Genomic DNA, 7,863 nt, shown 5'->3' with positions numbered 1-7,863 from the left:
GCGGTGCACTTGCGGCAGAGCTTCGGGTGCCCGGTTGCGAGCTGGGCGCCGCAGGGGCAGGTCGGGGGTTCGTGGGTGAAGTGCTGGGTGTCCATGTTGCTGATCTCCTCTCGTTTGGCTGATGCGGTGGTCCGCATCGATGCCATTGAGATTGCGATCAGGACACGGGACGTGATCAGGTCGTGGCTGGACGTGTCCGAGACGTCTCGCTTAGGGTGGTCGGGCTGCCGGGACGTCCTGACGGGAAGACGATGCCGAACGAGCGACTACGCACTGCCATGTTGGAACGCGGCTTCACCCCGGCCAGCATGGCGGAAGCCCTGCACGTGGACCCGAAAAGCGTCGAGCGCTGGATCAGCGGCCGGACGCCCTACCGGCGTCACCGGTATGCGGTCGCGGTGAAGCTCAATGTCGACGAGGCGTACCTGTGGCCCGACGCGCTCAGCCCTGATCAGGTCGCCAGCGCCAGCGAGAGCGAGATCATCAACATCTACCCGCACCGCTGGACCGTGCCGTCCGAGCTGTGGCGCAACTTCTTCGCCAACGCCGAGGTAGAGATCGGCGTCCTGGTCTACAGCGGCCTGTTCGTCGCCGAGGACGCCGGCATCCAGCGCATCTTCCGCCAGAAGGCCGACGCCGGAGCCCGCATCCGCATCCTGCTCGGCGACCCCGACAGCGAAAACGTCGCCCAGCGCGGCGCCGACGAAGGCGTCTACGACAGCCAGCCCGCGAAGATCAAGAACGCGATGGTCCTGTACCGGCCGCTGCGCGACATCGACGGCATCGAGTTCCGCACCCACCGCACCGTGCTCTACAACTCGATCTACCGCGCCGACGACCAGCTCATGGTCAACACCCACATCTACAGCTTCGGCGCCTACCAGGCTCCGGTCCTGCACCTGCGCCGGGTGGCCGGCGGCGGCATGGTCACCACCTACCTAGACAGCTTCGAGCGGGTATGGGACGAAGCAACACCGATGGAGTGAGGCGCCCGTGGGACGACGCATCGACTTCTACAACGACCCTGAGGCGCCCAAGGCCAACAGCGTTGTGCCCTCCGCCAACGCCGTCGTGGTCAACGACAACGGCGAGATCCTGCTGATCCGCCGCTCCGACAACGACAACTGGGCCCTGCCGGGCGGAGCCATGGACCTCGGCGAGTCACTGCCGGATTGCGCGGTCCGTGAGACCGCCGAGGAGACTGGTATCGACGTCGAGGTCACCGGCCTGGTCGGTATCTACACCGACCCCCGCCACGTCATCCTCTACACCAGCAACAACGAGGCCCGCCAAGAGTTCTCCGTCGTGTTCACCGCCCGCCCGGTGGGTGGGTCGCCGACCCCGAGCTCGGAGTCAACCGAGGTTCGCTGGATCCCTGCGGCCGAGATCGCCTCGCTACCGATCGACCGTTCCATGCGCCTGCGCATCGACCAGTACCTCACCAGCCCGCAGAGCATTCACCTTGGATAGCGACTGGGTAGGCGCCGGAGCCGACGCCTTCGCAGCCATCGGCACCGTCGGCGCCTTCATCGTCGGCTTCGTCCTGCTACGCCGCGAACATCGCCGCGAGGCCAACCGCGCCGACGATGAGCAGCGCGCCCAGGCCGAACGCATCAGCGCCTGGGTCGAGTTGATCCGCAAGGTCGACGGCGGTCGCGAGGTCGCCTTCCATGTCCACAACGCCAGCGACATGCCTATCTACGAGGTCGAGCTCCCCCTCCCCGCCCGCGGCGACGAGGAAGCTGGCTCGGAGTTCGTCGGCCTCGTCCCTCCGGGCCGTACCGTCCAGCGCCCCGCGCCGGCCGATTGGCTCCGCACCTATGTCGAACCCGAGCCCGTCGAGATCGAGTTTCTCGACAGCGCCGGCCGCCGGTGGAGCCGCGATGAACAGGGCTCTCTGACTCGCGCTGACCAGGCTAGTTAGCCATCAACCGCGCAGAGATCCGCCGCACCGAGCCGATGATCAGCGGACTCGCCTCGCGAATCGACTCCGCCACGAGGTCACCATCGCCATACCGCGACAGGATCTCCGCAAGTCGCCACTCGACCTCAACCGGCTCACCGTCCGGGGACGTCGTCATGTCAGCGAACGTGATCGCGTCAGACAGCACCTCATCGGCCGGTGGGAACTCGTTCCCAAGCTGCTCAACCAGCCCGCGATTGCGGCCCTCAACGTGCGCGCACGAATGGTTGGCCACGAGGCGGCAGACGAGATCATCAAGGCCCGCAACGTCCCGCAGATAGCGGGCGCCGTCAAGCTGGTGCATCCCCGTTACGACAAGATCCGGCGCATAACCAACGTCATGAAGCCAGGCCGCAGCCACCAACGCCGACGCATCGTCGCCGATCAGGTGAGCGATCGACTCGGCCTTACGCCCAACGCCCTGGCTGTGCACCCAACGCCGCGGGATCGACTCAGCCAGCACCAGGCGCGCAAGGTCACGGGCTCGTCCGATCTGATCCACAAGGGCAGATTAACGAACCTCCCACCTGACGACGTGCCTGTCGCTACCTGTCATTCCCTCCCTAGAGCTGCGGCCAATACACGCCCGACTGCCGATTCAGAGCAGCAGCAAGGCGATCCGCGACAGCCGGCCGCACGTCCCCGATCCGCACGACGGCGTCGCCTTGCCGACCGATCGCGTCATGCAACGCCGGAAAGTCCTGCCCGACATCGAACCCAGCATCCTCAAACGCGAGCGCCAGACGATCAGCAGACTCCTGCGCAACCTCTTCACCTGCGCGTTCCACCGCCGCCATCGCCACCCTCCTACCCGCACTGATCAGATCCGTCCATCCGAGTCTCAACCCCAGGTAACAGACTGTGAACCGCAGGACTGGGACGTCTAGGGACGTCTTAGGTACGATGTCCTCTTCGCCGACGATCGGAGTCGTTGCGTGAAACGTCCCCTAGCCCGAGCCCTGCGCGGCGCCGGCCTCACTACGGTCGATATCGCCACTCGCCTCAGCGTCGACCCGAAGACTGTGCAGCGCTGGATGGCCGGCCGCATGCCCTACCCGCGCCACCGCATCGCACTTGCCGAGCTTACGGGCTGGTCAATGCACGAACTCTGGCCAGAACTCCCCCGCCTCAGCGAGCCAAGCTCCCAAACCGACAAGATCAGAATCGTCTACCCTCACCGCTCGGCTGTGCCAGCCGATGCCTGGTCACGGCTGTTCGCCCAAGCCCAGAACGAGATCTGCATCCTCGCCTACAGCGCCCTATTCCTAGCCGAAGACATCACCGTCACGGACACCCTGCGCCGGAAAGCAAAGACCGGCGTGCGGATACGGATAGCACTCGGCGACCCGAACGGGGTAGAGATCGCTGGCCGCGGCAACGACGAAGGCATCGGCAACGGCATGAGCGCCCGAATCCGCACCGCCCAAGTCGGCTTCCGTCCAGTCACCGACGCCGGCGCTACCCTGCGACTCCACGACACGGTCCTGTACAACTCCATCTATCGAGCCGACGACCAGGTTCTGATCAACACCCACATCTATGGCCACCCAGGCGGACACGCACCGGTCATCCACCTCTGCCAGCGTGCAACCGACGGGATGGTCAGCACCTACGTCGACTCGTTCGAGCGCGTCTGGACGACGAGCCACGACTTCACAATCTGACGCGAACGCATAGGCGCCCGGCCGCACACGGCTCTGACTCCGCGCACGGCCGGGCTTCAACTAGCCGGTGTCCCAATGCTGAGCGATCTAGCTACCGGCTACCAAGAAGACTGTCAGCGCCTAGGGTCCGGAGCGACTGCGCCTTCATAGACGTCTTGTGACGACTTAACGTCCCACCCTGGCATCGCCACGCCGGCATCACAGATCAGCGCTCCAAGCTCGGTTGATCGAGCCGCGGATGCCACACCGCTATGGCTGTTGTCCAAACGCAGAAATGACATCCGCGTCGCAAGTTCACCAGACTTGCCACTGCCGAAAACATCAGACCTTAACGCCGGCGATCGTCAACCGGAATAACTGCCGCCCAAGGGATGGCGTCTAGAATCTCTCCATGTCGACAGCTAACAGCTCATCCGTAGGTGGCTGGAGAACGACAAAACCGGACAACGACCCAAATCGCCCAAAGCCGCTGGAGTGGCAATTCTATGCCGACAAGGTTTCGGCTGAGTGGTCCCAATCTGCTTGCGCATGATCCTGAAGAACGCGAAGTACAACAGTTCCTAGAGTTACACCCGGCGATGGTGCCAGGAGGAAGCGGTGACGTTGGACCCGGAGGTCATCATGGGCCTGAGCTGCGGGCATTGTTCCGACTGCCTAAGCTGCTCGGATCTGGACCAACATTCGAACCAGACTTCATGTGGGTGACGCGCTCATCGAGCCTTATTACCCCAATTCTCGTTGAGATCGAAAAGCCTAGCAAAAGATGGTTCCGGCAGGATGGACGACCAACTGCTGAATTCCGTGAGGCTCACGATCAACTCAACGACTGGCGGGCTTGGTTCGCGAGGGATGACAACGTAGCCCTCTTTCGAAAGAGGTTCCTATTTTTCGACTCATACAACGACCGTCCCATCGAACCGCAGTATCTTTTAGTTTTCGGACGTCAGTCAGAGTTCGAGACTGGCGGCGGCCACGTAAATCCCGATACTCTGCGGTTCAAACGTGATCAGCAACGCGCGACGAACGAGTCCTTCATGACGTTTGACTCGCTGCATCCACGCTTCGATCACAGTAGAACACTGACCGTCTCTTTGACCGCTAATGGCCCAAGGCCATACGCCTTTTCACCGGTCTTTGGAACCACGACGTCGTCCGGACCAGCGTGTCTACTTCTTGGCGACCCATCCGAGGCACTCACACGCTCCGTCATGATGAGCGACGAGCGAAAAGCATATCTTGCTCAGCGTTGGGCGTATTGGCAAAATGACGCGTTGAGTGCTTCCGGGCAGCGAGTCACACACGCACGCGCGACGGGAATTGAGTAGTTGAATACTGATCACATGGATCCTAATCCTGACATCGATGAATACTACTCTGCCGACCGTTTCGAGGTCTTGACCGTCCAACTCACCGAAGCTAAACGGCTCATGTTGAGCGAATCACCCTCACATCTCCGAATAGCATATATCCTCCTCGACAATGCTGCCGAGGTCATAATGCATCGCTCAATATACCCTGAGTTGATCGAGAACGACTTCTATGAAACGCTCCTCCGCCGCTGGAACGAGATAGTTGAAGTAAATCCCTCGGCGGAGGCCTTCGAGAAGCGTCAAGAAGCGTTACAGCGAGTAATCCCCGCGAAGAAGCTTAGGGAGCTCGACAGAGATTTCATGGCGAAAGCGAACTTCCTTGTTGCCCGGAACAAGATGGACCGCGGGCATGCCGACGCGCTCAAACGGCTTCATGAATACCGAAACGAAATGTATCATCGGGATCATATTCGGCGCAGTGTAGTCCAAGTCTTTACTTACATGCACTTCGAGCTGGTCTGTTCGATGCTCGAAAGTTATGACGCGACAACGCGCCATCCGTATGTGGGGCCGCCTATCGGGGCCTTTCCGGAAGACCGGATGGCGACGTTCAAACCGCCGGCTACGGTGATTGCTGATGAGCTCCGGGAAGGTTTCGACGTCGCATGGAATCAGGCAGCTTTTCATTTAAAAGACCAGCTTATCGAACGCATAGAGAAGGTCATCGCAGGCGCATGGATAGTCACCATGGTTTTTGCGGATGTGGACGAGAGCTTAGCCATAAAGCTTGCACAAACATTCGACGCGAGCCCGACTGACAGTCCAGAAGAGTTAAAACAGCTGGAGTTTCCGTACAAGTATGAGCGGGCGGATCTGGATAGATGGCTGAAGCGCGCAAATAAGCTCGACCTAGATTCGGACAAGATCAAGTTTTTTAACTTCTACGGCTCCTTGGAGCGTGATTTTGAACAGAGCGAGAAAGATATGTTAGCTCTTCGCAAAGAGCTTGAGCGGATGAGGCAGCGCCAGTTGGATCTAGCAGAGGAGGACGCGAAGATAGAACGCCACAATCGTCCCAAAACAGGCGGAGAACCGGGCTAAAGCTCCATAGGCCTGGGCCACCGGACGGCATCCGCCTGCGCAAACACTGTTTGCCGGGAAAGTAGGCGGAGCGGTCTCAACAGGACTCCCGGCGAGTGCGTGTGGCTACCTGCGCCATACGCCACCGAGGCAATCCGTCGCGCAGTGGAGAAGGGCTAACAGGACCGAACATCCGCCGCCCACTTGCATGCAGCATCGGCGCGGTGACAAGCCGACACGCTGCACCGAAACAGGCTACCGTCGGACGACCATGGGTCCTGACCGAGTGGGTCGGTCGCCCGTTCAGGAGCGAGCTTGACTGTGTCACGTCCGTGCCCACGCTGCTCATGGCATCTCACACGCAGGCTGTGACCGCGTGAAGACCTCGATGAGAGGATGTAGCTTCCATGGCGGCCGGCCGAGCGGAGGTGCTGCGAGTCGTGAGCAAGCTGTCGTTGCCAGACAAAACCTTCCTGGAGACAGTGCTGGGGATGGATGGTGGTTATGTCCTCGATTTTACAAATACGTCGTTGGCGCAGCTTTTCGATGACCTCGGCATCGATATCTACGACGACAAATATGCCGAGTACGGGGGCTCGAAGGCCAACAGGTTAAGGATTTTGTGGAAGATTGGATCAGACTCTGAGGTCGCGTCGACGCTCGCCAACCTCGCGGACTACATCGAAGCGAAGCAGGCTGCTCCACACTCTTCGGGGTTCTCTGACAGGGAGATAACCGACGACCAAATTGCCAAGATCCGAAAGATCGCGGCGAGGCTTCGTGGTTCATCTTCCGCGGACGGAAGGCCGGCTGGGTCGACTGAGGACGCGGCTGACTCCACCCGCGCCATTTTTACCACCAGCGCTACGGTTTCGCAGAACAAGATCCAGGTCGAAATCCACGAGGAACTTTACAACCACATCGGGCAGTACCTGGCCTCTGGGGACTACTTTCATGCAGTCGAAGAGTCATACAAGCTGGTGCGCGAAAGACTCCGGGAGATCACCGGAAAGGAGAAGGCCTCGGATGTCTTCAATAATAGCGCGCAGAATATCGCGCACTATGAAGCCCTGTTCGGTAAGGCGAGGCCTAGCAGCGACGCGGAAGCCGATTTCTTCCGAGGCATCGGGTATCTCCACTTGGGCGTCCAGCATCTCAGAAATGAAAAGGCCCACACACCAGCAACACCTTTAGAGCCCAACCTCGCCGTACACTACATCGCGCTGGCGAGCCTCGCCTATGACTTGATCACCCGATACGTCAGCGAAGACACGATCAAAGAGATTGAAGAACTGGTTCTCGCCAAGCGCCGGAGCTATCGGACCGCGAGCTCCTTCTACCATGACTTCGAGGATGGCAAGTGGCTGAGGAATTTGAGGCTCCCTGCCAAGGTTGAGTCTAAGGCGGTACGCAAGGTACTCAAGACCAAGTGGCTCGATGAGGCTGACTTCACCCGTAGCTACGATTACAGCAACATCATGCTGATGCGGCTTGAGTTGGTAGTCGACGAACTCACCCAAGCTGACCTCGATCGGTTGCTGAATCTGCCGACGACGGACTCGTACGGCAACGACCAGTTGGCAGGAATGCGTCAGTTCATCGAGTTCGTTCAGAAAAAGTACCCAGAAAAGATTTCGCACAAGGTGAGGGAATGGCTCGCGAAGGAGTAATCCGGAGGAGTTTCATCGGCAGCGGCACCGCTGGCGACTGCAGAGTGGTGCCGAAAGTCGCGATATCTGGCGCCCAAACTCGGCTCTGGCGCACTCTTCGTGAAGTAACGTTGGAATCTTGGGCTGCTTCCGGCGTTGATCCGTTGATCTCGCATACTCAGGTATGTGATCGATGA

At 60.2% G+C, this 7,863-nt stretch carries 9 protein-coding genes; 7 read left to right on the top strand and 2 right to left on the bottom strand.

Features of this window, described 5'->3' with window-relative positions:
* The first annotated feature begins 278 nt into the window (after positions 1-278).
* The 3 genes from AB0M02_RS46630 to AB0M02_RS46620 are packed head-to-tail and all read left to right on the top strand — an operon-like array spanning position 279 to position 1,924.
* Positions 279-986, top strand: coding sequence for an XRE family transcriptional regulator (locus AB0M02_RS46630; RefSeq protein WP_364238977.1), 708 nt, complete (start codon positions 279-281; stop codon positions 984-986).
* Between the two features lie 7 nt (positions 987-993).
* The gene (locus AB0M02_RS46625; RefSeq protein ID WP_364238976.1) at positions 994-1,470 is read left to right on the top strand and encodes an NUDIX domain-containing protein; all 477 of its coding nucleotides are present in this window, start codon (positions 994-996) and stop codon (positions 1,468-1,470) included.
* Positions 1,463-1,924 carry a hypothetical protein gene (locus AB0M02_RS46620; protein ID WP_364234860.1) on the top strand — a complete coding sequence of 154 codons (462 nt, stop codon included), beginning with the start codon at positions 1,463-1,465 and terminating at the stop codon, positions 1,922-1,924. Before AB0M02_RS46625 ends, AB0M02_RS46620 begins: the two co-directional genes overlap by 8 nt.
* On the opposite strand, the gene AB0M02_RS46615 is transcribed toward AB0M02_RS46620, so the two are convergent.
* The gene (locus AB0M02_RS46615; protein ID WP_364234858.1) at positions 1,917-2,465 is read right to left on the bottom strand and encodes an HD domain-containing protein; all 549 of its coding nucleotides are present in this window, start codon (positions 2,463-2,465) and stop codon (positions 1,917-1,919) included. The two genes, AB0M02_RS46620 and AB0M02_RS46615, sit on opposite strands and share 8 nt — an antisense overlap.
* Positions 2,466-2,526: 61 nt before the next feature.
* Positions 2,527-2,760 (bottom strand): hypothetical protein, encoded by a 234-nt coding sequence (locus AB0M02_RS46610; RefSeq protein WP_364238975.1) that lies wholly within the window; start codon positions 2,758-2,760, stop codon positions 2,527-2,529.
* A gap of 138 nt (positions 2,761-2,898) precedes the next feature.
* Between AB0M02_RS46610 and AB0M02_RS46605 the strand changes: the two genes are divergently transcribed.
* The 4 genes from AB0M02_RS46605 to AB0M02_RS46590 all read left to right on the top strand — a co-directional run bounded on the left by AB0M02_RS46605 (position 2,899) and on the right by AB0M02_RS46590 (position 7,687).
* The gene (locus tag AB0M02_RS46605; RefSeq protein ID WP_364238974.1) at positions 2,899-3,627 is read left to right on the top strand and encodes an XRE family transcriptional regulator; all 729 of its coding nucleotides are present in this window, start codon (positions 2,899-2,901) and stop codon (positions 3,625-3,627) included.
* A 485-nt stretch (positions 3,628-4,112) separates the two neighbouring features.
* Positions 4,113-4,952, top strand: a complete 840-nt coding sequence (locus AB0M02_RS46600) for a Shedu anti-phage system protein SduA domain-containing protein (protein ID WP_364238978.1) — start codon at positions 4,113-4,115, stop codon at positions 4,950-4,952.
* A gap of 15 nt (positions 4,953-4,967) precedes the next feature.
* On the top strand, positions 4,968-6,038 hold the full coding sequence (locus tag AB0M02_RS46595; RefSeq protein WP_364238973.1) for a hypothetical protein: 1,071 nt from the start codon (positions 4,968-4,970) through the stop codon (positions 6,036-6,038).
* Positions 6,039-6,457: 419 nt separating this feature from the next.
* Positions 6,458-7,687: a TIGR02391 family protein gene (locus AB0M02_RS46590; RefSeq protein WP_364238972.1), complete on the top strand. Its 1,230-nt coding sequence runs from the start codon at positions 6,458-6,460 to the stop codon at positions 7,685-7,687.
* The last annotated feature ends 176 nt before the right edge of the window (positions 7,688-7,863 follow it).

This window comes from Actinoplanes sp. NPDC051861 (assembly GCF_040681145.1).
Classification (GTDB): Bacteria; Actinomycetota; Actinomycetes; order Mycobacteriales; family Micromonosporaceae; genus Actinoplanes.
This window is presented reverse-complemented; position numbering and strand designations above follow the sequence as displayed.

Bases quoted from the DNA above. Each gene is read 5' to 3' on its own strand.
- AB0M02_RS46630 (WP_364238977.1), top strand. From the start codon at position 279: ATGTTGGAACGCGGCTTCACCCCGGCCAGCATGGCGGAAGCCCTGCAC.
- AB0M02_RS46610 (WP_364238975.1), bottom strand. From the start codon at position 2,760: ATGGCGGCGGTGGAACGCGCAGGTGAAGAGGTTGCGCAGGAGTCTGCT.
- AB0M02_RS46600 (WP_364238978.1), top strand. From the start codon at position 4,113: ATGCCGACAAGGTTTCGGCTGAGTGGTCCCAATCTGCTTGCGCATGAT.
- AB0M02_RS46595 (WP_364238973.1), top strand. From the start codon at position 4,968: ATGGATCCTAATCCTGACATCGATGAATACTACTCTGCCGACCGTTTC.